Origin of the sequence: Streptomyces sp. NPDC004667 (assembly GCF_040609475.1) — a bacterium.
Taxonomy (GTDB): domain Bacteria; phylum Actinomycetota; class Actinomycetes; order Streptomycetales; family Streptomycetaceae; genus Streptomyces.
Genome location: NZ_JBEXKC010000005.1, coordinates 67,301 through 90,913, shown reverse-complemented (window position 1 = coordinate 90,913; position 23,613 = coordinate 67,301). Strand labels below are relative to the sequence as shown.

The window sequence follows — 23,613 nt, the reverse complement described above, 5'->3', positions numbered from 1 at the left end:
TTGGGAGAGCGGGTGATTGCCCGCTCTTCCGACGAAGTCAGGGAAGAAGGGCACGCCATGACCATGGGCAGCCGCATCCGCCGCACTCTGCTGGCCGGCCTCGTCGCCGCGGCCGTCGTGGTCCCCGTGTCCGCGGCGGCCTCGCCGAAGGTTCCCGCGCCCGTCCCGGCGTCCTTCGCCCCGTCCGCGACGGTACAGAGCCGCTACGCGGCGAACCTCGCCGCGATCGGCGAGGCCTCGCGCATGGCTCGGGACGCGGGGCGGACCGGCCGCGCCGAGAAGCTGCGGACGATGGCGGCCGCCGCGCCGGGGCAGGAGGGCGGGGCGCAGTTCCTGACCTTCGACGGCCGGGGGCAGGGGCGTGCCATAGAGGTGCTGGGCGATCTGGGCACCGCCGACCGGATCGCCGTCCTGGTGCCCGGCTCGGACACGACGCTGGACACCTACCAGCGCTTCCGTGACGGTGCGCGCTCCCTCCAGGAGCGGCTCCAGCGGGAGCATCCCCGCTCCGCGGTGGTCGCGTGGCTCGGGTACGACACCCCGGGAACGGTCAGCACCACGGTCCTGACGGCCGCCCGCGCCGAGGAGGCGGCCGCCGAGCTGGGGCCGTTCCTGGCCCGGTTGGGGGAGATGGCCGGCGTCGACGCCCGGATCTCCCTGCTGTGCCACTCGTACGGCTCGGTGGTCTGCGCCCGGACCGAGACCGGACCCCGTGTGAGCGATGTCGTGCTGTACGGGAGCCCCGGCACGGGGCTGCGGTCCGCCGACCGGATGCCGACCGGGGCGCGGGTGTGGGCCGGACGGGGCAGCGGGGACTGGATCAGCGGGGTTCCCCACGTCCGCTTCGTCGGTCTCGGCTTCGGTACCGACCCGGTGGATCTTGCCTTCGGTGCCCGCCTCTTCGCGGCGGGCACCGCCGGACACAGCGACTACCTCAAGCCCGGCACGGAGTCCCTGGACAGCCTGGCCCGCATCGTCGTCGGCCCGGCCGCCGGCCCCGGTGGAATCACCGGGTCCGTCGCCTCCCCCACCCGCCAGGAGGCCTCGCATGCGTGAGCTCCGCACCCGCTGGTCCGCCCTCGCGGACCGCGTCGACAGCGCGACTCCGGCCCACCGGGACCGGTCCGTGGACGCCCTGCGGGCCTTCGCGATCCTCGGGGTGGTACTGGGCCACTGGCTGGTCACCGCCCTGACCGTCACCGACGGCAGCCTGCACGGGGCGAGCCCGCTGGCCGTCATGCCCTGGCTGGCCCCGGTGTCCTGGGTGTTCCAGACCCTGGCCGTGTTCTTCCTGGTCGGCGGTCATGTCGCCGCCCAGGGCCATGCCTCGGCGAAGGCGCGCGGAGTCTCGTACGGCGCCTGGGTCCGACAGCGCCTCGGGCGGCTGTTCCGGCCGGTGGCCGCGGTGCTGACGCTGTGGGCGGTCGTGGCGGGCGGGCTGCTGCTGGGCGGCGCCGCGCCGGAGACCGTGCGGACGCTGCTCAAGCTGGTGTGGTCGCCCCTGTGGTTCCTGCTGGTGTTCGCCGCGCTCACCGCGGCGACCCCGCTCGTCGCACGGATCAGTCCGCTGTGGCCACTGGCCGTGGTGGCCGGGGTGGACGCGTGGCGGTTCGGCTTCGGCGGGCCGGAGTGGATCGGCTGGGTCAATGTCGCGGCCGGCTGGCTCGTCCCCTACACCCTGGGGGCGGCCTGGTCCCGGGGGGCCTTCTCCCGGCGCCGGCAGTCCCTGTTCCTGCTGGTCGGCGGCGGGGTCGCCACCGCCGCGCTGATTGTCTGGGGCGGGTACCCGGCCTCCATGGTGGGGGTCCCGGGGGCCGCCGTGTCCAACCTGAACCCGCCGACGCTGGCCGCCGTCGCCTTCGGCCTGGCCCAGTGCGGGCTGGCTCTGCTGGCGCGCGGACCGCTTGCCCGGGTCATGAGGCGGCCCCGCACCTGGGCGAAGGTGGCCCTGCTGAACCTGTCCGCGATGACCGTCTTCCTGTGGCACCAGACCTCGATGATGTGCGTGACCGCCGTCGGGCTGCTGTTCTCCACCGATCTGCCCGGACTCCACACCACGCCCGGCTCGGTCGGCTGGATCTTCGCGCGGCTGCTGTGGCTGCCGGTGTTCGCGGCCGCCCTGACCGTCTGCTGGTCAGCCTTCCGGGTCCACGAGCAGCCTCGGGCCGCCCGCACCACGCGCATGGCCGTGATCTCCGCGGCACCGCGGGTGCCGGTGTCTCGGGCGGCCCGGTTCGAGGAGGCCGGCCGTGTTTAGGGTGATCCGCGTGACCGAACAACGCGCATCCCGGGCGGACACCGCCCTCCTCGCCAAGGGCCGTGTGGTCAGTGAGCTGTTGACCCTGCGCCGGGATCCGCTCCCCCGGATGTCCAGGCCCCGGTGGCTGGCCCGGCTGCCGCACGCGGTGGTGCTCTACCTGGCCGTGCTCTTCTGCTTCCTCACCAACGAGCAGCTGTCGCACTACCAGGTCACCGGCGGGCCCTCGCTGGTGCTGGCCCTCATGTCCGGGGTGCCCATCGCGGTGGCGCTGTCGCGTCCGATCGTCGCCTGGTGGCTGGGCCTGCTCGCGGCCGGCCTGATCGCCTGGACGATCCATTCCAACGTGGGGCAGGGCCAGTCCTGGCCGTGGATGCCCGCCGGGTTCTTCGCCCTGGCACCGCTGATCCTGCTGGCCGCCCTGCGCGTGCCGCCGCGGGCCACCGTAGCGGTCGTCACCGTCCCCGTCGGCCTCTCGGCGGCGGCCGAGCTGCTCTTCAAACCGGATCACAGCTCCACCAGTTTCTTCACGTCCAGCCTGGTCTTCGGCATCGTGGGGCTCCTGGGGTATTCACTGCGCGCGGTGCGGCTCGCCCGGGGGCAGCTCGTCGTCCAGGAGACCCTGACCGAGGAGGAACGGGCCCGGCGGACCCTGCTGGAGGAGCGCAGCCGGATCGCCCGTGAGCTGCACGACGTGGTGGCCCACCACATGTCGGTGATCTCCATCCAGGCCCAGGTCGCCCCGCACCTGGTGGAGAACCCGTCGGAGGAACTGAAGGAGAACCTCGCCGGGATCCGGGAGAACGCCCTGGAGGCTCTGACGGAACTGCGCAGGGTCCTGGGGGTGCTGCGGTCCGAGCAGCCCGGTGATCCTGCCGCGCCGCAGCATCCGCAGCCCACCCTCGCGGAGCTGGACGGCCTCGTGGACAACGTGCGGGGGGCCGGGCTGGACGTCATCACCGAGGTGGCGGGGATACGGCGGCCCCTGGCGCCGGGGGTCGAGCTGACCGCGTACCGGATCGTCCAGGAGGCGCTGAGCAACTGCCTTCGGCACGCGCCGGGTTCGCGGGTCGAGGTCGGTGTCGCCTACGGGCCGCGCGAACTGCACCTGTGCGTCGCGAACTCGGCGCCCTCCCGGGCCGCCCCGCCGTCCGTGGGTGCCGGGCACGGGCTGCTCGGCATGCGGGAGCGGGCGGGCATGCTGGGGGGCGAGCTGGCCGCCGGGCCGCGTCCCGGTGGCGGGTACGAGGTGAGCGCGGTCCTCCCCATGGACCCGCCGGGCGGCTCCTCCGAGACGAAGAAGGACGCATGAGCACTCCGATCAAGGTGATGATCGCCGACGACCAGATGATGGTCCGGCAGGGCTTCACCGTCCTCCTGAACGCGCAGCCCGACATAGAGGTGGTCGGGCAGGCCGTGGACGGCGCCGACGCGGTGGCGAAGGTCGCCGAACTCGGTCCGGACGTAGTGCTGATGGACATCCGCATGCCCGGCATGGGCGGCATCGAGGCCACCTCGATCATCACCGGTGTGCCGGAGTCGAGGGTGAAGGTGCTGGTGCTGACCACCTTCGACCTCGACGAGTACGTGTACGAGGCGCTGCGCGCGGGCGCCTCCGGCTTCCTGCTGAAGGACGCCTCGGCGGACCAGCTCGCCGAGGCGGTGCGGGTGGTGGCCGCCGGCGAGGCCCTCCTGTCGCCGAACATCACGAAGCGGCTGATCACCGAGTTCTCCCGGATGGGGGCCCCGCGGGCGCCGTCCCGGGCCCGGATCGACGAGCTGACGGAACGGGAGACGGAGGTGCTGTCGCTGATCGCCCAGGGGCTGTCCAACGCGGAGATCGCCGGGCATCTGACCGTGGCCGAGCAGACGGTGAAGACCCATGTGAGCCGGATCCTCGTGAAGCTGGGTCTGCGCGACCGGACGCAGGCCGCGGTATTCGCGTACGAGACGGGTCTGGTCCGTCCTGCGGGCTACTGAGGATGCCGCGTAGTACTTGCGGGGGACCCCCGGAAATCCCCTTCTGCGCCGACGCGGACCAGTGGGGAGGCGGCCTACGGTTTGAGCATGACCCAGACGACCACCGGGGCCGCTCCCCGACCGCCCGAACTGAGGCTGGCTTCGGGCCTGATGCAGAGCCTGCGTGACGACATGCTCACGGATGCCTTCGCCTACCGGCCACTCGCCCCGATGCGGACGGACGGGCCGATCGTCCGCCGCCTGCCGGAGCGGATACGGTACCGGGCCGCCTATCTGCCACACGCGGCAGTGGTGGTGACGGCGTTCTTCGTGGTCCTGCTGGCGAGCACCAGCGGGATGCACGGCATGGCGCCGACCCCGCTCACCCTGGCGGGGCTGGTGGCCGCGGCGCCGGTGCTGATGACCCTGGTGCGGCCCCTGGGGGCCTTCTGGGCGGCGCTGGCGGCCACGGTCGTGCTCTCGGTGTTGCAGGACCGGATCTTCACCTGGCCCTGGTCCCCGGGCACCTTCGTCGGCTACCTCGCCGTGATGGTCTTCGTCGGGCTGCGTTCCAGGCCCCGGGTGGCCGGCTGGATGTGGGTCGTCACCGTGCTCTTCGGGACGACCGTGCAGATCCTGTTCGGCGCGGATCGCGCGGGCAGCATCGCGCCGATGGCCTTCGCCTCGGCGGTGGCGCTGCTGCTGGTGACGGTGCGCAACACCCGCCGGGAGGCCCGGCAGGAGGTCACGGCGGTGCTGGAGGTGACGGCGTTCGAGCGGGACCGGCGGACGTTGCTGGAGGAGCGGACGACCATCGCGCGGGAGCTGCACGACGTGGTCGCTCACCACATGTCGGTGGTGGCGATCCAGGCGGAGGCGGCTCCGTACCGGGTGAAGAATCCGCCGCCGGAGCTGGAGGCGGCGTTCGTCACCATCCGGGAGAACGCGGTGGCGGCCCTGACGGAGCTGCGCCGGGTACTGGGGGTGGTGCGGTCCGCGGACTACGAGGCGCCCGATGCCCCGCAGCCGACGCTGGCCGCGCTGGACGGGCTGCTCGCCAATGTGCGGGAGGCCGGGCTGCGCGTGGAGAAGACCGTCACGGGTGCGGTGCGCGAGCTGCCGCAGGGAGTGGAGCTGTCGGCGTACCGGATCATCCAGGAGGCCCTGAGCAACAGCCTGCGGCACGCGCCGGGATCGTCGGCGGAGGTCGAGGTGTCGTACGTGCTGGGTGGCGTGGGGATAAGGGTCGTCAACGGCCCGGCCGTCGGGGACGTGCCGCCTTCGCCGGGGGCCGGGCACGGGATCACCGGGATGCGGGAGCGGGTGGCCATGCTGGAAGGGGAGATGACGGCCGGGGAGAACCCTTCGGGCGGGTACGAGGTGGCGGTGTTCATACCGGTGCGCAGCCGACCGCAGTCGGAGGAGGACCCGGTATGACGATCAGGGTGCTGATCGTCGACGACCAGATGATGGTCCGCGAGGGCTTCTCCGTCCTGCTGAACGCGATGGAGGGCATCGAGGTCGTCGGCGAGGCCGTCGACGGCCGGCAGGCCATCGCGCAGGTGGCGGCCCTGCGGCCCGACGTGGTGTTGATGGACATCCGGATGCCTGAGATGAACGGCCTGGAGGCGACACGGAAGATCGTGGCGGCCGACGCGGACGCGAAGGTGCTGGTCCTGACGACCTTCGACCTCGACGAGTACGTGTACCAGGCGCTGCGGGCGGGGGCTTCGGGGTTCCTGTTGAAGGACGCGTCGGCCCGTCAGCTGGCGGAAGGGGTAAGGGTGGTGGCGTCCGGTGAGGCGCTGCTGGCCCCTTCGGTGACGAAGCGGCTGATCGTGGAGTTCTCGAAGCTGGCGCAGGCCCCGCGGGCCGCCGACCCGGCGGGGGTGCCGGAGCTGACGGAGCGGGAGACGGAGGTGCTGGTGCTGATCGCGCAGGGCCTGTCCAACGGGGAGATAGCGGACCGGCTGCTGGTCGCGGAGTCCACGATCAAGACGCACGTGAGCCGGATCCTGGTGAAGCTGGGCCTGCGGGACCGGACGCAGGCGGCGGTGTTCGCCTACGAGACCCGGCTGGTGACGCCGTCTTAGGCCCCGTCCGGGCCGTCCGGGCCGGGGACGGGCCGCGTTCGGGCCGGGTCCGGGCCGGGGACGGGGACAGGGACGGGCCGGGTTTCGTCCGGGCCGGGACGGGCCGGGTCACGTTCGGGCCGGGTTCCGTGGGGGGGGGTGTCGGGGGGCTTGTCGGGAGGGGGTGGGGTTCCGGGGCGGGTCCGGGGGTTCCCGGTGGGGCGGGGCTAGTCTGCGGGGATGGGCTTTGATCCGTGGGATGCCGAGTTCGTCGCCGATCCGTACCCCGCCTACCGGGAGCTGCGGGAGCAGGGGCGGGCCGTGTGGTCGCAGGCGACCGGGCAGTGGCTGGTTCCGCACTACGCCGATGTGAGCGCCCTGTTGCGGGACCGGCGGCTGGGGCGGACCTACCTGCACCGGTTCAGCCACGAGGAGTTCGGCCGGGAGGCGCCGCCGCCGGAGCACGAGCCCTTCCACGTGCTCAACGGGAACGGCCTGTTGGACCTGGAGGATCCCGCTCACGCGCGCGTGCGGCGGCTGGTGGCGAAGGCGTTCACCCCGCGCACCGTGGAGCGGCTCGCTCCCGCGGTGGAGCGGCTGGCCCGGGAGTTGGCGGACGGGCTGCGCCGGGCGGGGGGCGGGGACCTGCTGACCGCCGTCGCCGAGCCGCTGCCGGTGGCGGTGATCGCGGAGCTGCTGGGTGTCCCGGAGGCGGACCGGGGGCTGTTGCGGCCCTGGTCGGCGGACATCTGCGGGATGTTCGAGCTCCGGCCGGACCCGGAGACGGCCCGGCGCGCGGTGACCGCGAGCGTGGAGTTCAGCGCGTACCTGCGGGAGTTGATCGGAGAGCGGCGCAAGCGGCCCGGCTCGGATTTGATCTCCGGCCTGATCGCCGCCCACGATGAGGAGGGCCGGCTCAGCGAGCAGGAGATGATCTCCACCTGTGTCCTCCTGCTGAACGCCGGACACGAGGCGACCGTCAACGCGACGGTCAACGGCTGGTGGGCCCTGTTCCGCAATCCCGAGCAGCTCGCGCGGCTGCGCGCGGACCCGGGAGCGGCGGATCCCGAAAAGTTGTCCACAGCTGTGGATGAACTCATGCGCTTCGACACGCCTCTCCAGATGTTCGAGCGCTGGGTGCTCGACGACATCCTGATCGGGGACACCCCGATCCCTCGCGGCTCCGAAGTCGCACTGTTGTTCGGTTCTGCCAACCGGGATCCGGCACGCTTCGAGAACCCGGACGCGCTGGACCTCTCGCGCGCCGACAACCCGCACCTGACCTTCGGCGCCGGGATCCACTACTGCCTGGGGGCGCCCCTGGCCCGGCTGGAGCTCGCGGCCTCCTTCGGCGCCCTCCTCGACCCGGCGCTCCCACCCCTGCGCCTGGTCAGGGAGCCGCAGTGGGGGGAGGGCTACGTCATCCGGGGCCTGCGCGAACTGATCGTGGAGTGCTGACGAAGGGGGCCCGGGTCCGGCCTGGCGGCCGGGGCCCGGGCCCCCTCGCGGTCTGCGCCCGCGGCTACGCCGTCAGGTCCCGGCGCCGCAGCGCGCCCAGCCCTGCCGCGACCAGCGCCCCCGCGAGGACGGTCAGGGTCAGCAGCGGGGCCCAGTCGAGGGCCTCCGGGCCGGGGAGCTTGGGCAGGTGGGTGAAGGGCGAGACGTTCATGACCGACTGGGGGAGGTCGAGCGCCGGGCCGATCCAGCCGAGGGCCAGCGCGACTCCGGCGACGGCCCAGCCCGCGACCGCGTACTTCGGGAGCGCGCCGTGCAGCAGCGCCGCCAGGGCGCCGAGCAGCCACACCGCCGGGAGCTGCACGAGGCAGGCGCCCACCGCCGCACCGACGTCCCGGCCGTGCCCGATGCCCAGTCCGAGCCCGGCCAGCAGCAGGATCACGGCCGAGCCGCCGAACGCGACGGCGAGGTGACCGCCGGCCCAGCGCAGTCGCCCGACGGCGTTGGAGAGCAGCGGTTCGGCGCGCTGCGCGCTCTCCTCACCGCTCAGACGCAGCACGGAGGAGACCACGTAGAGCGCGGCGATCATGCCGAGCAGTCCGGCCATCGCGGCGAGGAAGGCGTCGGTGAGCCCGCTCTGGCCGCCCATCCGCTCGATGATCTGACGGGTCTTCTCGTTGCCGCCGACCACGTCGGCGGCGCCGTCCGCCATGCCGCCGAAGACGAGCCCGGCGACGAGGAAGGCCGCGCCCCAGCCGATGAGGCTGCCGCGCTGGAGCCGCCAGGCAAGGGCCCCGGCCGTGCCGAGCCGGCCCTCGGCCGGTCCGGGCCGGGCGGGCAGGAAGCTCATGCCCAGGTCGCGGCGGCCCGAGAGCAGGTACGCGGCACCGGTCGTGAGCGCCGCTGCGGCGACGAGCAGGAGGAGCACCCACCAGCGTTCGGCGGCGAAGGCGCGGGCGTTCTCCACCCAGCCGAGCGGGGAGATCCAGGTCAGGACGGAGGCGCCGTCCGGCGTACCGGCGTCGCCGGCGGCCTTCAGTACGAAGGCGGCGCCGAGGACGGCGGAGGTGAGCCCCTTGGCGGCGCGGGCGCTCTCGGTGAGCTGGGCGGCGATGGCCGCGATCCCCGCGAACAGCAGACCGGCGCCGCCGATGGCCAGGCCGAGCACGAGGGCGCCGGGCCCGCCCTGCCCCGCGAGTCCGCCCGCGACGAGCAGGACGACGCACGCGTTGGCGACGAGGGCGGCGAGCAGCGCCGCGGTCAGCGGGGCCCGGCGGCCCACCATGGCGGCGGACAGCATTTCCTGGCGGCCCGTCTCCTCTTCCTCGCGGGTGTGCCGGATGACGATGATCAGGCTCATCACGGCGGCGAGGACGGCGCCGTAGACGCCCATGCGCCAGGAGGTCAGCGCGCCGAGGGAGTCGGCGAAGACGGGCCCGTACAGGGCGCGCATGGAGCCGTTGGCGTTCATCGAGGAGGCGAGCCCGGCGCGTTCGGCGGCGGTGCCGTACACCTTTTCGAGTGAACCGGGCATGCTCACCACCAACAGGCCGGTGACGAGCACCCACACCGGCATCATCACGCGGTCGCGGCGCAGGGCCAGCCGGAGCAGCGCGCCGGTGCCCGCCAGTTGTCGTTTCATCGTGCGTTCGCCTCGTCAGCGGTCGTGTAGTGGCGGAGGAAGAGCTCTTCGAGGGTGGGCGGGGTCGAGGTCAGCGACCGCACGCCCGAGGCGGTGAGCGAGCGCAGCACGGCGTCCAGCTTGTCGGTGTCGGCCTGGAAGCTGACCTTCAGGCCGCGCACGTCGACGTCGTACACGCCGGGCAGGTGCGCGATGCCGTTCGGCGGTCCGGCGAGTTCGGCCGTGATCGACGTACGGGTGAGGTGGCGCAGTTCGGCGAGGGTGCCGGTCTCCACGGTGCGGCCGGCGCGGATGATGCTGACGCGGTCGCAGAGGGTCTCGACCTCGCTCAGGATGTGGCTGCTGAGGAGGATGGTGCGGCCGGCGGCACGGGCCTCGGCGACGCAGCTCTGGAAGACCTCCTCCATCAGCGGGTCGAGGCCGGAGGTGGGTTCGTCGAGGATCAGCAGCTCGACGTCCGAGGCGAAGGCGGCGACCAGGGCGACCTTCTGGCGGTTGCCCTTGGAGTAGGTGCGGCCCTTCTTGGTCGGGTCGAGTTCGAAGCGCTCCAGCAGCTCGGTGCGGCGCGCCCGGTCGAGGCCGCCGCGGAGCCGGCCGTAGAGGTCGATGACCTCGCCTCCGGAGAGGTTGCGCCACAGGGTGACGTCACCGGGGACGTAGGCGATGCGGCGGTGGAGCGCCACCGCGTCGGCCCACGGGTCGCCGCCGAGGAGGCTGACGGTCCCGGCATCGGCGCGCAGCAGGCCGAGCAGGACCCGGATGGTGGTGGACTTCCCGGCGCCGTTGGGGCCGAGGAACCCGTGGACCTCGCCCGCGGTGACGTCGAGGTCGAGTCCGTCCAGTGCGTGGGTGCGGCCGAACGCCTTGTGGAGCCCGGCGACGCTGATTGCCTTCGTCATGTTTCTGAACGTACGCTACTTTCACAAAATTGTGAAGCTCGGGAATCGCGTAAAGTCTGAAGGGTGGCGGATGAAATGGACGTACGGGACGAGGAAGCGGTATCCCGCTTCGTGGAGCGGTTCGCCGCGCAGCTGACGGAGGCGGGCATGCAGCGCATGGCCTCCCGGGTCTTCGCGCGGCTGCTCGCGAGCGACGGGGGATCGATGACCTCCGCGGAACTGGGCGAGGCGCTCCAGATCAGTCCGGCGGCGGTATCGGGCGCCGTCGCCTACCTGACGCAGGTCAACATGGTCAGCCGGGAGCGCGAACCGGGCTCCCGCCGCGACCGGTACGTCCTGCACAACGAGCTCTGGTACGAGACCTTCACCCGCCGGGACCAGGTCCTGACCCTGTGGGAGAAGACCCTGCGCGAGGGCGCGGCCGGCCTCGGAGAGGGCTCCCCGGCGGGCGCGCGGATCGCGGAGACGGCGGCGTTCTTCGAGTTCCTGCAGGGCGAGATGCTCGGGATGATGGACCGCTGGCGCGCCCACCGCGCCACGCTCGACCTGCCGTAGCCGCGGTGGGGGCCCGGGGGTCTGCCTGGCGGGGGCAGGGCGACGGACCCCCGAACCCTGCCGGACGTGGCCGGGCTGGTCTTCTACGTCGCGGCGTTCGCACCCCACGCGGGCGAGGGCCCCGGCGGGATCAGCCAGGAGCTGCCCCCGGCGGCGTTCCGGGACGCGGTCACCCCGGCAAGACGATCGAGCTCGACGCCCCGCACGCCTCGCCGGCCTCCCGGCCGGGCCCGGTGACGGACCTGATCGAAGCCGCCGCGAACGACCTGGCGGGCCGCTGACGGAACCCCTCCGGGGCGGGCACCGGGCAGCGCCCGGCCCCCGCCCCGGACGCCCGGCACCCCGGTAGCCAGCCCGGCCCGAGGGCCCGGCTCAGCCCGAGGGCCCGGCTCAGCCCGAGGGCCCGGCCCCGGCACGTGCCCGGCTCGGCCCGCGGGCCCGGCCCGGCGCGGGCCCGGCTCAGCGCGGCAGCGTGAGGGCCCAGGCCGCCGGGTGGCGGGTCCAGGTGCGGCGGCGGACCGGGCCGGTCAGGACGTGGTCGGCGCGGTAACGGAAGTCCGCCCCGGACACCGTCACCGCCTCGGCCCGCCCCGTCAGCGGCGCGGCCCCCGCGAGCCGGACGACGACCTCGGCCGGCCCGCCCCGCTCGCCCGTCCGCACCGCCACGTCCTCCACGGGCTGGTCCACGTCCGCGAGCACCACCCCGTCCACCTGGACCTCCACCCTCAGCCGGTGCGGCGCCGCCGCCGGGCCGGTCAGCAGGGTCCGCAGCAGCGAGCGGTACGCGCCGCCGCGCCGCGCAGCCGGCGGGCCGGCGATCCGCAGTCCGCCCAGCACCACCCCGTCGCTGTCGTCGACCAGCAGGTCCCGCGGCCGCGGGACCCCGTCCAGCGCCGCCCGCGCCCCGAGCACCGCCGACAGCGGCACGCCGAGCGAGCGGGCCAGCCCCAGCGACCCCGCGGGCCCCACCGCAACCAGCGAGAGCGCCCGGTCCACCGGCCCCCGTTCGCGGTGCAACAGCCCCACGGCCCGGACCAGCGCCCGGTCGTCGCCCACGATGACCGGCCGCCGATGACCCCGGCGGGCGAGGGCCCGCGCAAATTCCTCCTGCGAATCGGGGAGACAGATTTTCGCCGCCGCCCCCGCTGACAACACATCCTTCGCGATTCGCACGGACTCGCCGTCAAGACGGCGGGCGACCGGGTCGACGAGCACGAGCAGGCCGCCGACCGGCGCGCCCGCATGGCTCATGGTGGGCTCTGGAGCCGACACCTCGGTCCTTCCTCGGGTAGCATCTTTGTGCAAGAGGCCCTTGCGCTATTGCGCCAGGGCCTTCGTCTATTCCGGGGTACCGGTCCGACGGCTCAGCCTGCGGTGTACATCGTCGTACGCCCCCTGACCTTGGACATGCCCCATCCGGAAGAGGTGTACGCCTGTGCCCGCTCTTGTGCTGCTCGGAGCTCAGTGGGGTGACGAGGGCAAGGGAAAGGCCACCGACCTGCTCGGTGGATCCGTTGACTATGTAGTGCGCTACCAGGGTGGCAACAACGCCGGCCACACGGTCGTCGTAGGCGACCAGAAGTACGCGCTGCACCTTCTCCCTTCCGGCATCCTCTCCCCCGGATGCACCCCGGTCATCGGCAACGGTGTCGTCGTCGACCCCGCCGTCCTGCTCTCCGAGCTGCGCGGCCTGAACGAGCGCGGCATCGACACCTCGAAGCTGCTGATCAGCGGTAACGCGCACCTGATCACGCCGTACAACGTCACCCTCGACAAGGTCGGCGAGCGCTTCCTCGGCAAGCGCAAGATCGGTACGACCGGCCGCGGCATCGGCCCGACCTACGCGGACAAGATCAACCGCGTCGGCATCCGCGTCCAGGACCTCTACGACGAGTCGATCCTCACGCAGAAGGTCGAAGCGGCGCTGGAGGGCAAGAACCAGCTCCTCGCGAAGCTCTACAACCGCCGCGCCATCGAGGCCGGCGCGATCGTGGAGGAGATGCTCCAGTACGCGGACCAGATCAAGGGCTACGTCGCCGACACCACCCTGATCCTCAACAACGCGCTGGACGAGGACAAGGTCGTGCTCTTCGAGGGCGGCCAGGGCACCCTGCTCGACGTCGACCACGGCACGTACCCCTTCGTCACCTCCTCGAACCCGACCGCCGGCGGCGCCTGCACCGGCACCGGCGTGGGCCCGACGAAGATCAGCCGCGTCATCGGCATCCTCAAGGCCTACACGACCCGCGTCGGCGCCGGCCCGTTCCCGACGGAGCTGTTCGACGAGGACGGCGAGGCCCTGCGCCGCATCGGTGGCGAGCGCGGTGTGACCACCGGCCGTGACCGCCGCTGCGGCTGGTTCGACGCCCCGATCGCCCGCTACGCGACCCGCGTCAACGGCCTGACGGACTTCTTCCTCACCAAGCTCGACGTGCTGACCGGCTGGGAGGAGATCCCGGTCTGCGTCGCGTACGAGATCGACGGCAAGCGCGTCGAGGAGCTCCCGTACTCGCAGACCGACTTCCACCACGCGAAGCCGATCTACGAAACCCTCCCGGGCTGGTCCGAGGACATCACCAAGGCCAAGACCTTCTCCGACCTCCCGAAGAACGCCCAGGCGTACGTGAAGGCCCTGGAGGAGATGTCGGGCGCCCCGATCTCCGCGATCGGCGTCGGCCCCGGCCGCACCGAGACGATCGAGATCAACTCGTTCCTCTAGGAACGCGCAGCACCCGCACCACCCCCGAGCGGGGCAGCCGGCCCGACCGCCGGCTGCCCCGCTCGGTCGTGCGGGGCCTGCCCGCGCGCCCGCTCGGTCGTGCGGGGCCTGCCCGCGCGCGGGTCCCGGGTCAGCAGAAGGCCTCCTTCGCCACCGCGGCGCCCTTGTTCCAGCCCTCGCTGAACTGCTGGTTGGCCGAGGGCGGGGCCGTCGCCTTGCAGTCGGCCTTGACCGCGTCCCAGCCGGCCACGACACCGGCCTTGAAGGTGGTGCCCATCGGCGCCGTCGTGCCGCCGCCACCGCCGCTGCACTTGGTGACCGTCGAACCCTGCCGGACCGAGTACTGGCCGTCCTTCGCCTTGGCGATGTTGAAGGTGCCGTCCGCGTTCATGCTGAAGCCGGCGCCGACGCCCGTGGACGACTCCAGGAAGGCGGGCCCCGGCTGGAACCCGCCCCCGGAGATGCTCACCGTGCCGTCCGGCAGGACGCCCGACAGGGAACACGTGGCGGCGGGGACGGCCGAGGGCGCCGAGGCCATGGCGAGGGCGGCGGGGCCGAGGGCGAGGGAGCCCGCCATCACGGGGGCGAGCAGGATCAGGCGCGTACGTCGGTTCATGGTGCTGCCTCCCACGGGGGAGAAGGGGGAAGGGCTCGGGGCGCGCCGAGGTCCGGGAGGGCATCGCGGTGCGCGGCGCACGCGCACGGGGCCGGCCCCGGCGGGGCCGCCCGGTACACCGGCCCGGCGAGGGCCGGACCGCCGGGGGTGTCCGTCGTTTCCGTCCCCCCATCGTCCCCCGGGCGGCGGCACGTGTCGCCCCGAAAAGTTTTTTCCAGGACCTGTCACATTCCCGCCGTCCCCTCGGTCAATGGGGTGAAGCCGACGCAGCGAGCATCGGCCCCTGCCGCAGGAGAGACACCATGACGAACACGAACACGGACACGAACGCGGACACCGGCGCCGCCGCCCCCCTCTCCCGGATGGCCGACCCCGGCAGGCTCGTCCCCGAGCTGAGCGAGGTCAGCGCCGCCCTCTTCCGGGCCACCGGCAACCGCTCGGTGCCGCGCACCACGATCGGCCTGGTCCACCTGCGGGCCGCGCAGATCGTCCACAACACGTACCTGACCATCCTGAACACCGGGTTCCTGCGCAAGGCGGGCGAGACCGAGGAGCGGATCACGGCCGTCTCCTCCTGGCAGGACGCCCCGTACTTCACCCCGGCCGAGCGAGCCGCCCTCGCCCTGGTGGAAGCGGTCCTCCAGCCCGCCCCGCAGGGCAGGGAGCGCGTCGGCGACGAGCTGTACGCCGAGGCGGCGAAGCACTTCGACGAGAAGGCCCTGGCCACCCTCACCATCGCGATCGGCCAGATCAACTTCTTCATCGCCCTGGCACTGATCGGCAAGCCGGCCCCGGTCACCTCCCTCGCCGACCGGCAGTGGGACTGAGGTCCACGGGCGGGTACGCCGGCGTCCCGGTCCTTCCCGCCTTTGCCGCGGGGCCCTACCAGGCCAGTTGGGCGAGCTCCTCGCAGACCACCGCGCAGGCGTCGGCCGCCGGGTCGATCAGGGGGAAGTGGCCGACGTCGTCCAGCAGGGTCAGGCCGACCAGCTCGCCCGCCTCGCCCGCGGCGGCGACGTACGACTCCGCCACCGCGTGCGGGACCACGATGTCCTGGCGCCCGTGCACCACCGCGGTGGCGATGCCGGTCGGGAGCAGGGCCACCGGGTCGGCGTACGGGAGGCGGGCGTCCCAGTGTTCCGGGCCGCCCAGCAGCTGCGCGGACGCGCCCCCGCACACCCCCAGTTCCTCCGCCACCGCGAAGTCAGCGATGGGGGCCAGCGCCACCACACCGCGCAGCGCCGGCGCGGAGGGCAGTCGCCACGGGGAGCCGGCCGGCAGGACGTGCCGGGCCGCCGCCCACAGCGCGAGGTGGCCGCCCGCCGAATGGCCCGTCACCACCACCCGGTGCAGGTCCGCGACGGGCAGCGCCCGCGCCGCCAGCCCCGGCAGCGCGTCCATGGCGGCGGCGACGTCGTCGAAGGTCTCCGGCCAGCGCCCCGCCACCGGCCCGCCGGAGCCCTGGTGCGGCAGGGAACTCCCGCGCCGGTACTCGACGTTGGCGACGGCGAAACCCCTGCGGGCCAGGAACTCGGCGAAGGGGGTGACGTGTTGCCGGTCGTACGGGGCCCGCCAGGCTCCGCCGTGCAGGACCACGACCAGCGGGGCGGGACCCCCGGCGCCCCCGCGGGGGGCGTAGAAGTCGATGACCTGGTCGGGGTGTTCCCCGTACGCGGCGCTCGCGTCGGGCTCGACCGGCGGATGGGAGAAGGCCGAGGCGGCCTCGGCGGCGTCCCGTTCGACTGCGGGGTCCGTCATCGGCTCAACCTCTCGGTAAACGCGTGGGACAGCGGGGACAGATGTTCCGGTGTTTCGCCAGAGCGGGACCGTATCAGGCCGGAACGGGCCGCCTCGTGGCCGCACCGGGCACAAGCGGAGCGGGCGGGGCCGCAGCCCCGCCCGCTCGTTCGCCACACCCGTCGAAGTGACGTTTCGCTAGGGCGTCACCCGAAAACGTGACCCAGCGTGCGCGCGGCGCGCTCCGCGTCGGCGAAACCGACGTAGAGCGGGGTGAACCCGAAGCGCAGGACATCGGGCGCCCGGAAGTCCCCGACGACCCCGCGGGAGATGAGCTCGGCCATCACCTCGCGGGCCCCCTCGGTCCGCAGCGAGACCTGGCTGCCGCGCTCGGCGTGCCCGGCCGGGGTGACCACCTCGACCTTCCCCGCCGGGACGTACCGGGCCACGCACTCCAGGAAGAAGTCCGTCAGCGCGAGGGACTTGGCGCGGACGTCCTCGACCGCCACGCCCTCCCACACCCCGAGGGCCGACTCCAGCGCCAGCATGGACAGGATGTCCGGCGTCCCGACGCGCGCCCGGGCCGCGCCCTCGGCCGGCTCGTAGCCCGGGGTCATCGCGAACGGCTCGGCGTGGCTGTTCCAGCCGGGGAGCGGGGAGTCGAAGGCACCCTGGTGGCGGGCGGCCACGTACACGTACGCCGGGGAGCCGGGCCCGCCGTTGAGGTACTTGTACGTGCAGCCCACCGCGAAGTCGACGCCGTGCGCGTCGAGGCCGACCGGCAGGGCGCCCGCGCTGTGGCACAGGTCCCAGACGATCAGGGCGCCCTCGGCGTGCGCGGCCTCGGTGAGGCCGGGCAGGTCGTGGAGCCGGCCGCTGCGGTAGTCGACGTGGTTGAGCAGCACCACGGCGGTGTCGCCGTCGATCGCGCGCGGCGCGTCGGCGGGGTCGACGGGAACGAGTTCCAGGCCGGTCAGCCGGGCGGCGGAGGCGGCGATGTAGCCGTCCGTCGGGAACGTGGTCGCGTCGACCAGCAGCTTCGTCCGGCCGGGTACGGCCATCCGGGCGGCGCCGACCAGGGCCTTGAAGAGGTTGACGCTGGTGGAGTCGCCGACCGTCACCTGCCCGGGGGCCGCGCCGACGAGCGGGGCGATGAGGTCGCCGATCCGCTCGGGGGCGGTCCACCAGCCGCTCTCGTCCCAGGACCGGATGAGGAGCTCGCCCCACTGGCGGCGGACGACGTCCGCCAGCGCGTCGGGGACGGCGGCCGGAAGCGCGCCGAGGGAGTTCCCGTCGAGGTAGACGACCCCGTCGGGGAGGGTGAAGCGCTCACGGAGCTTGGCGAGGCCGTCCAGGGCGTCGAGCCGCGCAGCGCGCTCCGCCAGGTCGGTCGTGGCGTCGGTGTCGGTGTCGGTGTCGGACATGGCGTCGGTGTCAGACATGGCTGCGGGCCGTCCAGAGCTCGGGGAAGACGTTCTTGGTGGCGCGCTTCTCCAGCCAGGTCACCCCGGCGGAGCCACCCGTGCCCGTCTTCGCCCCCATCGCGCGGCGGGTCGCCACCAGGTGGTCGTTGCGCCAGCGCCAGACGAGTTCCGCGACGTCCGTGAGGACCTCGCCCAGCCGGTGCAGGTCGGCGTGGCCGCCGTCGGGCTCGGCGTACAGGGCCGTCCAGACCGCCTCGACCTCCGCCGAGGGCTCGTAGCGCAGCGCGAGGTCGCGCGTCAGGACCGACTGGGGGACGGGCAGGCCGCGGCGGGCCAGCAGGCGCAGGGTCTCGTCGTAGAGGCTGGGCTCCTGGAGGGCCTTCTCCAGCTCCCCGTGGACGCGCGGCGCGCCCCGGTGCGGGACCAGCATGGACGCCGACTTCTCGCCCAGCAGGAACTCCATCCGGCGGTACATCGCCGACTGGAAACCGGAACCCTCGCCCAGCGCCGAGCGGTAGGCGTTGAACTGCGAGGGGGTGAGCTGCGCGAGGGGCCGCCAGGAGGCGTTCAGGGCCTCCAGCTCGCGGAGGGATCGTTTCAGCGCGTCCATCGCGACGGGAACGCGGTCCTCGCGCAGGGCGCGGGCCGCCGTCTCCCACTCGTGGACGATGACCGTGAACCACAGCTCCATGACCTGGGTCGTGACCAGGAAGACCATCTCGCCGGGGTCGTCCGAGCGGAGGTGCTGGAGGTGGGTGAGGACGTCCGCCTGGACGTAGTCCTCGTACGGGGTGGTGCCGGCGAAGTCGAGGTTCGGGGTGTCCGAACCGGCTCCGGAGGCATCAAGGGCGTGCGACATTTCTGTCTCCTCGACACGTGCTTCCGGGTAGCGGTCCGCTCCTTCCGTGAGGTAAGTGGAGCCCCGGTCCCCTGCCTCGCATCATAAGCAGGGGATCCGGAAGCCCTCTAGGGCGAACGCCGGCAGTTATACGAGCGTGTCCGCGGCCGTGGCCGAGGAGTCGCGCAGGAAGGTGGAGCAGCGCTCGTACTCCTCCTTCTCGCCGATGGCCCCGGCGGCGCGGGCCAGGGCGTGCAGGGCGCGCAGGAAGCCGCGGTTCGGCTCGTGCTCCCACGGCACCGGTCCGTGGCCCTTCCAGCCGGCCCGGCGCAGCGCGTCCAGGCCCCGGTGGTAGCCGGTGCGGGCGTACGCGTACGACTCGACCGTGTGGCCGGCCTCGAAGGCGCGGTCCGCGAGGGCGGCCCAGGCGAGGGAGGAGGTCGGGTGCGCGGCGGCGACCTCGGCCGGGTCGGTCCCGGCGGCGAGGGCCTCGCGGGGCGCGGGCTCGTCGGGCAGGTGGGTGGGGGCGGGGCCCCCGAGCAGGTTCTGGTGAATCGACATGGCCTCAGTGTGTCCGATGGGCCGCCCGCCCGGGGGCCGGGTGTTCACCGCAGGGCGCCCGCCCGGGGCCGGGTCGCCGGGTGCCGGGGCCCCGGCGGGGCGGCCGGGGCGCGGCCCACGGCCAGTTCGCGGCGCAGCACCGGGACGATCCGCTCCCCCAGCAGGTCGACCTGCTCCAGGGCGGTCTTCAGCGGCAACCCCCCGTGGTCCACGGCGAAGAGCTGGCGCTGGTAGTCCCCGTAGGCCTCCCGGAAGCCGAGGATCTTCTCGACGGCCTCGTCGGGGCTGCCCACGACCAGCGGGGTCCGGGCCGCGCACTCCTCCAGGGAGTACCGGCCCCCGTAGGCCGGGGACCGGTCGAAGTACGGGCGGAACTCGCGCACCGCGTCCTGCGAGCGGGGGCGCACGAAGACCTGCCCGCCGATCCCGACGACGGCCTGCTCGGCCGTGCCGTGGCCGTGCTCGGCGTACCGGGTCCGGTACAGGTCCACGAGCCGGGCGTGGTGCTCGACGGGCCCGTGGAGGTTGTCGGCGAAGAAGCCGTCGCCGTAGTACGCGGCCCGCTCGGCGGTCTCCGGCGAGCGCAGCGCCGCGTGCCACACGAAGGGCGGTACGCCGTCCAGCGGGCGGGGCGTGGAGGTGAAGCCGTCGAGGCGGGCGCGGGAGCGGCCCCGCCAGTCGACCTGCTCCTCGCGCCAGAGCCGGTGCAGCAGGGCGTAGTTCTCCCGGGCCAGCTCGTGGCCCCGGCGCAGGTCCTGGCCGAACCAGGGGTAGACGTCCGGGGTGTCGCCGCGGCCGGTCATCAGGTCCACGCGGCCGTCGGCCAGGTGCTGGAGCAGCGCGAACTCCTCCGCGACGCGCACGGGGTCGTTGGTGGTGACGAGGGTGGTGGCGGTGGACAGGAGGAGCCGCCGGGTACGGGCGGCGACGTGGGCGAGCAGGGTCGGCGGCGCGGAGCAGACGTAGGGCGGGTTGTGGTGCTCGCCGACGGCGAACACGTCGAGGCCGGCCTCCTCCGCCCGGACGGCGAGGGTGGTCATGGCCTTGATCCGCTCGTACTCGGTCGGTGTCCGGCCGCTCAGCGGGTCGGGGGCCACCTCCCCGATCGAGAAGATCCCGAACTGCACCCTGCCGCCCCGCCTCTCGTCCCGACGTCGTACGCCCGGCGGCGCGGTGCCGGGGGGCAGGCCCCGGCACCGCGGTCCGTGGGGGGCCACCGGGGCCCGGAACAGGACCGTGCCGGATCCCGGGGCGACGGGCCAGGGCCGTTCGGGCAGTCCGTCAAGTCGGGTGCCGTGGCGGGGGGTGGTGGGGTCCCCACCACGTTCGGGCGAAGTGCGGTGCCCGGCGCACCTCCCCGGAAGAGGGGTACTCGAAGGACGGTGGGGGTGTAGTCGATGCGCGTCTAGGGGGACACGTCGTGGCAACGATCATGAGCAGCAGCACCGTCACGGGTACGGGGACGATCACGGCGGACCGTGGCGGAACGCCCGGCGGGGCCGGCGGCGGGACGGGCGGCGGGACCGGCGGTGGGACCGGCGGACCGGCCACGGTCGCCGCGTACGAGGCCGCCGACGACCTCTGCGCCGCCGTCCTCGGCTCGTTGCGCCGCAGGGACCAGCGCGAGAAGGGCCGACGGTACGTACGGGGACTGCTGGCCCTCCCGGGCCGCAAGTCGATGCGCGGGATCGCCGGGCAGGTGGGCGGAGGGGCCGCCGAGCAGAGCATGCACCACTTCATCTCCGGCTCCACCTGGGACTGGGAGCCGATCCGCGGCGCCCTCTCCGGCTACCTGGAGGCCACCACCACGCCGACCGCCTGGGTGGCGCAGCCGATGGCGATCCCCAAGGGCGGCGAGCACTCGGTGGGCGTGGCGCACCGCTTCGACCCGCACCAGGGACAGATGTTCCGCGGTCAGCAGGCCTTCGGGACCTGGTTCGCGTCCGCCGGACTGGTGACGCCGGTCGGCTGGCGGATGTTCCTCCCGGAGGCGCAGGCCGCCGCGGGCCCGGGGACCTCCGCCACCGTGCCCGGCGCCCTCGCCGCCCGGGCCGCGTACGAGGAGGCCGCGTACGAGGAGTCCGCGACCGCCGCCGTCATCGCGACCGTGCGCCGCACCACGGGCGCGCCCCGCCCCGTGGTGCTGGACATCCGGCACATCGGGACCCGTTCGACGATGAACCGCTTCGCGGAGGCCGGGCTGCCGGTGATCGCCCGCGTCGACCCCGCGACCCCGCTGCTCGTCACCGACCCGGCGCTGCCGGGCCACGGCGCGGGCCCGCGCGGCGCCCGCGAGGTCCTGCGGTCGGTGCGCGGCCTGTGCACCCCGGTGGAGTGGACCGACCCGGACCCCGCGCACCCGGGGGGCCGCCACCGCAGCACCCTCGCGGTGGCCGTGCGCGTGATGATGCCCGACCCGTCCCCGGCCCGCCGGCGACACCTGCTGCTGGTCGGCGAGTGGACGGACCCGCGCCGCGAACCGGCGCAGATGTGGGTGACGGACCTGGTGCGCCTTCCCGTGGGCCCGCTGCTGCGGCTGACCAAGCAGGCGCTGCGCGTGGACTGCGCCGCCGAACACAGCGGCCGCGAGGCGGGGCTGCGCGATTTCACGGGCCGCGCCCTGCCCGGCTGGCACCGTCACGTCACGCTGGCTTCGATCGCGCACGCCGCCCGCGCCCTGACGGCGTAGGCGGACGCGGACCGCCCGGCCGTCCGGCCGCCCGGCCGCCCGCACCATACGGACTCCCCGTCCTACCCCACCTGTTCGGCCTGGTGCGCGGCGGTCCGGCGGTCGTGGAGGACGGTACGGGCCTTGCGCAGCCGCAGCGCCAGCTGGATTTCGAGGGCCTGCGCGGGCTTCTGCCAGTGCGGGCCGAGCAGTTCGGCGATGCGCTCCAGGCGGCGGGAGACCGTGTTGGGGTGCACGTGCAGGGCCTCGGCGGCGTGGGTGGGACTGGCTCCGGAGGCGAAGTAGGCCTCCAGGGTGCGGGTCAGGTGGGTCAGCCGGTCGGTGTCGTACTCCAGGACGGGGCCTATGGTCGCGGCGATGAAGGACTCCACGTCGTGGTCGGCGGACAACAGCAGCCCGAGGAAGCCCAGTTCGCGCAGGGAGGCCGTGCCGCCGACCCCGTCCAGAGCGGTCAGCGCATCCAGGCAGCGCACGGCCTCGGCGTACGCGCGGGCCACCTCACCCGCGGCGGCGGTGGGTCCCGCGGCGCCCGTGGACACGGCGTGGCCGAGGAGCGGCGAGAGTTCGCCGGAGACCCGGTGCGCGGCGGCGGAGGCGTCGGTACCGGGCAGCACCAGGACGATGCAGCCGCGGCGGACGCCCTTGAGGCCGCCCGCCCGGTACGCGTACGAGGACGCCCAGGCGACGGCCTTGCCCAGTTCGCCGCCCTCGGGCCGGGCGACGACCACCACGTGCGGGCGGTCGAGGTCGATGCCGAGCCGGCGGGTGCGCTCCAGCAGGTGCAGGTCGACGGAGTGCGGCCGCTCCAGCAGGTCGGCGAGGAGTTCGTCGTGCACGGGTCCTTCGGCGGCGGCGGTGCCGCGCTGGATCAGCATGAGGGAGGCCACGGACTGCGCGGCGAGCTGGAGCAGCCGGACGTCCTCGTCGGCCAGCGGCGCCGACGCGCTCAGCAGCAGCACCCCGAGGTCCTCGGCGCCGGCGAGTACGGGGGCCAGCCACAGGTCGCCGGGCAGCCGGACCGGCCGCCGGTCGGTCAGCGCCTGGAGGGCCGCCTTGGCCACCGCTTCCTCGTCCAGACCGGGCAGTTCACCGGTGGCGGTCAGCGGGCGGCCGCCCGGGTCCCGTACCTGGAGCACGCCGTCCAGCGCGTCGGCGGTGGCCCGGGCGAGGGTGGGCAGCCCGGCCCCGTCGAGGACCAGACCGGCCAGCCGGGCGTGGCACTCCCACAGGTAACGGACCCGGGTGAGGGCGGTGTTGGTGCGCGAGCCGAAGGCCTCCAGCTCGGTGACCTCGTCCCGGGTCTGCTCCAGCAGGCGGGCCTTCTCGATGGCGACGGCCGCCAGGTCGGCGAGGGAGAGCATGATGCCGATCTCGTCCGGGGTGAAATGCCGTACCGCGCGGTCGGAGCCGTAGAGGGCGCCGAGGCTGGAGTCCCCGCGCCGCAGCGGGACGGCGATGATCGCGTGCAGGCCCTCCGCCTCGACGACGGCGTCGATCCCGGGGGCGTGCGCGATGGCCGGGTCGGCGAGGTAGTCGGCGGTCCACACCGGGGAGCGGCGGGCCTGGGCGATGCTGCCGAGGCCCCGGCCGGTGCCCAGTTCGAGGCCGACGTTGAGGGCGGTGGTCTCGCCCTCGGAGGTGCGTACGTACGCGGACCCGTCCGGCCGGCTGAGCGAGAGCCAGGCCATGTCGAAGCCGAGGAGGCGCCGGGCGCGGCGGGTGATCAGACGGAGCAGGCCGTCGATGTCGTACGGGGAGGTGAGGTCGTGCGCGGTGTCCACGAGGGCGGTGAGGGCGGCTTCGCGCTGCTCGCGGCGGACGGTGCCGGCCCGGACCGAGCGGGCCAGTTCCACGGCGCGGGCGAGTTCCGCGAGGGCCTCCTCGTCGGCGCCCGTGGCGTGGGCTTCGGCGAGCAGGGCGTCGTACCGGTCCGGTGGGGCGTCCGCCGCGAGCAGTTCCAGTACGGACAGTGCGCCCGATTCGTCCCCCGGCATCCCGCCATCCCCCGTCCGACCAGCTGTTTCCTGCCCGGCTCCCGAACCTAGGTTCCGTGCGGCGAGGGGTCAAGCAAGGCGCGCGGGGGCACCGGACCGGCCGTCCGCCGCACCCGGCGACCGGCCGGAACGAAGGCCGGACCCGGCGTCAGGGCCGGGGCCTCAGGTCCGAGAGGCCGGGGCCGAAGAGCCGGAG

At 73.8% G+C, this 23,613-nt stretch carries 21 protein-coding genes; 11 read left to right on the top strand and 10 right to left on the bottom strand.

The window, feature by feature from the left end; genetic code table 11:
- The first annotated feature begins 57 nt into the window (after window positions 1-57).
- From ABZW32_RS04595 to ABZW32_RS04565, 7 genes are all read left to right on the top strand, one after another.
- Window positions 58-1,056 (top strand): alpha/beta hydrolase, encoded by a 999-nt coding sequence (locus ABZW32_RS04595; protein WP_356211081.1) that lies wholly within the window; start codon window positions 58-60, stop codon window positions 1,054-1,056.
- Window positions 1,049-2,257 carry an acyltransferase gene (locus ABZW32_RS04590; protein ID WP_356211078.1) on the top strand — a complete coding sequence of 403 codons (1,209 nt, stop codon included), beginning with the start codon at window positions 1,049-1,051 and terminating at the stop codon, window positions 2,255-2,257. The genes ABZW32_RS04595 and ABZW32_RS04590 overlap by 8 nt, the downstream gene beginning before the upstream one ends.
- Before the next feature lie 10 nt (window positions 2,258-2,267).
- Window positions 2,268-3,569: a histidine kinase gene (locus ABZW32_RS04585; protein WP_356211075.1), complete on the top strand. Its 1,302-nt coding sequence runs from the start codon at window positions 2,268-2,270 to the stop codon at window positions 3,567-3,569.
- A complete protein-coding gene (locus ABZW32_RS04580; protein WP_356211072.1) occupies window positions 3,566-4,237 on the top strand; it encodes a response regulator transcription factor in 672 nt (223 codons plus the stop codon). Before ABZW32_RS04585 ends, ABZW32_RS04580 begins: the two co-directional genes overlap by 4 nt.
- An 87-nt stretch (window positions 4,238-4,324) precedes the next feature.
- Entirely contained in the window at window positions 4,325-5,653 is a 1,329-nt protein-coding gene (locus ABZW32_RS04575) for a histidine kinase (protein WP_356211069.1), read from the top strand.
- On the top strand, window positions 5,650-6,309 hold the full coding sequence (locus ABZW32_RS04570; protein WP_356211066.1) for a response regulator transcription factor: 660 nt from the start codon (window positions 5,650-5,652) through the stop codon (window positions 6,307-6,309). Before ABZW32_RS04575 ends, ABZW32_RS04570 begins: the two co-directional genes overlap by 4 nt.
- 219 nt (window positions 6,310-6,528) lie before the next feature.
- The gene (locus ABZW32_RS04565) at window positions 6,529-7,746 is read left to right on the top strand and encodes a cytochrome P450 (RefSeq protein ID WP_356211063.1); all 1,218 of its coding nucleotides are present in this window, start codon (window positions 6,529-6,531) and stop codon (window positions 7,744-7,746) included.
- Window positions 7,747-7,810: 64 nt separating this feature from the next.
- Here ABZW32_RS04565 and ABZW32_RS04560 read toward each other — a convergent pair whose 3' ends face one another.
- Together ABZW32_RS04560 and ABZW32_RS04555 are read right to left on the bottom strand one after the other, a co-directional pair.
- Entirely contained in the window at window positions 7,811-9,385 is a 1,575-nt protein-coding gene (locus tag ABZW32_RS04560; RefSeq protein ID WP_356211061.1) for an ABC transporter permease, read from the bottom strand.
- Window positions 9,382-10,284 (bottom strand): ABC transporter ATP-binding protein, encoded by a 903-nt coding sequence (locus ABZW32_RS04555; protein ID WP_356211059.1) that lies wholly within the window; start codon window positions 10,282-10,284, stop codon window positions 9,382-9,384. The genes ABZW32_RS04560 and ABZW32_RS04555 overlap by 4 nt, the downstream gene beginning before the upstream one ends.
- 75 nt (window positions 10,285-10,359) lie before the next feature.
- On the opposite strand from ABZW32_RS04555, the gene ABZW32_RS04550 reads away from it, so the two are divergent.
- Window positions 10,360-10,839 (top strand): MarR family transcriptional regulator, encoded by a 480-nt coding sequence (locus tag ABZW32_RS04550; protein WP_051840640.1) that lies wholly within the window; start codon window positions 10,360-10,362, stop codon window positions 10,837-10,839.
- 459 nt (window positions 10,840-11,298) lie between these two features.
- Here ABZW32_RS04550 and ABZW32_RS04545 read toward each other — a convergent pair whose 3' ends face one another.
- Window positions 11,299-12,111, bottom strand: coding sequence for a diacylglycerol kinase (locus ABZW32_RS04545; RefSeq protein WP_356211056.1), 813 nt, complete (start codon window positions 12,109-12,111; stop codon window positions 11,299-11,301).
- Between the two features lie 163 nt (window positions 12,112-12,274).
- Here ABZW32_RS04545 and ABZW32_RS04540 point away from each other — a divergent pair, with 163 nt between their 5' ends.
- Complete coding sequence (locus tag ABZW32_RS04540; RefSeq protein ID WP_030228647.1) at window positions 12,275-13,558, top strand: adenylosuccinate synthase; 1,284 nt, start codon at window positions 12,275-12,277, stop codon at window positions 13,556-13,558.
- 130 nt (window positions 13,559-13,688) lie between these two features.
- Here the strand turns inward: ABZW32_RS04540 and ABZW32_RS04535 are convergent, their stop codons facing one another.
- On the bottom strand, window positions 13,689-14,174 hold the full coding sequence (locus ABZW32_RS04535; RefSeq protein WP_356211053.1) for a hypothetical protein: 486 nt from the start codon (window positions 14,172-14,174) through the stop codon (window positions 13,689-13,691).
- A 302-nt stretch (window positions 14,175-14,476) separates the two neighbouring features.
- Between ABZW32_RS04535 and ABZW32_RS04530 the strand changes: the two genes are divergently transcribed.
- Window positions 14,477-15,001 (top strand): carboxymuconolactone decarboxylase family protein, encoded by a 525-nt coding sequence (locus ABZW32_RS04530; protein WP_356211050.1) that lies wholly within the window; start codon window positions 14,477-14,479, stop codon window positions 14,999-15,001.
- Window positions 15,002-15,056: 55 nt separating this feature from the next.
- On the opposite strand, the gene ABZW32_RS04525 is transcribed toward ABZW32_RS04530, so the two are convergent.
- The 5 genes from ABZW32_RS04525 to ABZW32_RS04505 all read right to left on the bottom strand — a co-directional run bounded on the left by ABZW32_RS04525 (window position 15,057) and on the right by ABZW32_RS04505 (window position 19,861).
- The gene (locus ABZW32_RS04525) at window positions 15,057-15,932 is read right to left on the bottom strand and encodes an alpha/beta hydrolase (protein WP_356211047.1); all 876 of its coding nucleotides are present in this window, start codon (window positions 15,930-15,932) and stop codon (window positions 15,057-15,059) included.
- Between the two features lie 185 nt (window positions 15,933-16,117).
- Window positions 16,118-17,335, bottom strand: coding sequence for a kynureninase (kynU, locus tag ABZW32_RS04520; protein ID WP_356211263.1), 1,218 nt, complete (start codon window positions 17,333-17,335; stop codon window positions 16,118-16,120).
- A gap of 10 nt (window positions 17,336-17,345) precedes the next feature.
- The gene (locus tag ABZW32_RS04515; protein WP_356211044.1) at window positions 17,346-18,194 is read right to left on the bottom strand and encodes a tryptophan 2,3-dioxygenase family protein; all 849 of its coding nucleotides are present in this window, start codon (window positions 18,192-18,194) and stop codon (window positions 17,346-17,348) included.
- 126 nt (window positions 18,195-18,320) lie between these two features.
- Complete coding sequence (locus ABZW32_RS04510) at window positions 18,321-18,734, bottom strand: DUF3151 domain-containing protein (protein ID WP_266840050.1); 414 nt, start codon at window positions 18,732-18,734, stop codon at window positions 18,321-18,323.
- A gap of 44 nt (window positions 18,735-18,778) precedes the next feature.
- Entirely contained in the window at window positions 18,779-19,861 is a 1,083-nt protein-coding gene (locus tag ABZW32_RS04505; RefSeq protein WP_356211041.1) for a CE1758 family FMN-dependent luciferase-like monooxygenase, read from the bottom strand.
- A gap of 305 nt (window positions 19,862-20,166) precedes the next feature.
- On the opposite strand from ABZW32_RS04505, the gene ABZW32_RS04500 reads away from it, so the two are divergent.
- Entirely contained in the window at window positions 20,167-21,423 is a 1,257-nt protein-coding gene (locus tag ABZW32_RS04500) for a transposase (protein WP_356211038.1), read from the top strand.
- Between the two features lie 62 nt (window positions 21,424-21,485).
- Here ABZW32_RS04500 and ABZW32_RS04495 read toward each other — a convergent pair whose 3' ends face one another.
- Window positions 21,486-23,417 (bottom strand): helix-turn-helix domain-containing protein, encoded by a 1,932-nt coding sequence (locus ABZW32_RS04495; RefSeq protein ID WP_356211035.1) that lies wholly within the window; start codon window positions 23,415-23,417, stop codon window positions 21,486-21,488.
- Window positions 23,418-23,613 lie beyond the last annotated feature (196 nt).

Excerpts from the sequence above, each read along its gene's own strand:
- ABZW32_RS04555 (WP_356211059.1), bottom strand. The coding sequence starts at position 10,284 with ATGACGAAGGCAATCAGCGTCGCCGGGCTCCACAAGGCGTTCGGCCGC.
- ABZW32_RS04590 (WP_356211078.1), top strand. The coding sequence starts at position 1,049 with ATGCGTGAGCTCCGCACCCGCTGGTCCGCCCTCGCGGACCGCGTCGAC.
- ABZW32_RS04595 (WP_356211081.1), top strand. The coding sequence starts at position 58 with ATGACCATGGGCAGCCGCATCCGCCGCACTCTGCTGGCCGGCCTCGTC.
- ABZW32_RS04495 (WP_356211035.1), bottom strand. The coding sequence starts at position 23,417 with ATGCCGGGGGACGAATCGGGCGCACTGTCCGTACTGGAACTGCTCGCG.
- ABZW32_RS04510 (WP_266840050.1), bottom strand. The coding sequence starts at position 18,734 with ATGTCGATTCACCAGAACCTGCTCGGGGGCCCCGCCCCCACCCACCTG.
- ABZW32_RS04580 (WP_356211072.1), top strand. The coding sequence starts at position 3,566 with ATGAGCACTCCGATCAAGGTGATGATCGCCGACGACCAGATGATGGTC.
- ABZW32_RS04565 (WP_356211063.1), top strand. The coding sequence starts at position 6,529 with ATGGGCTTTGATCCGTGGGATGCCGAGTTCGTCGCCGATCCGTACCCC.
- ABZW32_RS04575 (WP_356211069.1), top strand. The coding sequence starts at position 4,325 with ATGACCCAGACGACCACCGGGGCCGCTCCCCGACCGCCCGAACTGAGG.
- ABZW32_RS04535 (WP_356211053.1), bottom strand. The coding sequence starts at position 14,174 with ATGAACCGACGTACGCGCCTGATCCTGCTCGCCCCCGTGATGGCGGGC.
- ABZW32_RS04500 (WP_356211038.1), top strand. The coding sequence starts at position 20,167 with ATGAGCAGCAGCACCGTCACGGGTACGGGGACGATCACGGCGGACCGT.
- ABZW32_RS04560 (WP_356211061.1), bottom strand. The coding sequence starts at position 9,385 with ATGAAACGACAACTGGCGGGCACCGGCGCGCTGCTCCGGCTGGCCCTG.
- ABZW32_RS04515 (WP_356211044.1), bottom strand. The coding sequence starts at position 18,194 with ATGTCGCACGCCCTTGATGCCTCCGGAGCCGGTTCGGACACCCCGAAC.
- ABZW32_RS04525 (WP_356211047.1), bottom strand. The coding sequence starts at position 15,932 with ATGACGGACCCCGCAGTCGAACGGGACGCCGCCGAGGCCGCCTCGGCC.
- ABZW32_RS04570 (WP_356211066.1), top strand. The coding sequence starts at position 5,650 with ATGACGATCAGGGTGCTGATCGTCGACGACCAGATGATGGTCCGCGAG.
- ABZW32_RS04530 (WP_356211050.1), top strand. The coding sequence starts at position 14,477 with ATGACGAACACGAACACGGACACGAACGCGGACACCGGCGCCGCCGCC.
- ABZW32_RS04550 (WP_051840640.1), top strand. The coding sequence starts at position 10,360 with ATGGACGTACGGGACGAGGAAGCGGTATCCCGCTTCGTGGAGCGGTTC.
- kynU (WP_356211263.1), bottom strand. The coding sequence starts at position 17,335 with ATGTCCGACACCGACACCGACACCGACGCCACGACCGACCTGGCGGAG.